We start from the raw sequence: 330 nt of genomic DNA on the forward strand, positions 1-330 counted from the left end.
CATATCCGGCTTCGTCCTTCCACCCGCCATACACATTGATCGTCTGCCAGCCGGTTTTCAGGCTTCCGTCGCTCTGCTCTCCGAAATAATAATCTGCCTCTTTCCACCCTTCTTGGTCTGTCAGCATCTGGTTTAATGCGCTGGATACCCAGCCGTACAGCATGAAGCCGTCAGCGTCAAAGGCATGCTGTTTGCCTCCCGCCGTCTGCACTTCAAAGGTATCGCTCCTCTTGGCCTTACCTTCGGAGTTGAAGAACCTCCAGCCGATGGTATTTCCGCTTTCATCCTTCTGCTCCTTCCAGCCGCTCGTGAACATATAGCCGTTCTCGT

Annotated in this window: 1 pseudogene; it reads right to left on the reverse strand. The window is 53.6% G+C overall.

Going from position 1 to position 330, the window contains the following annotated elements:
• Positions 1-316: pseudogene (locus LIZ87_RS22185) on the reverse strand (hypothetical protein); the annotation flags it as partial.
• Between the last annotated feature and the right edge of the window lie 14 nt (positions 317-330).

Origin of the sequence: Lacrimispora sp. 210928-DFI.3.58 (assembly GCF_020554865.1) — a bacterium.
Lineage (GTDB): Bacteria > Bacillota > Clostridia > Lachnospirales > Lachnospiraceae > Enterocloster.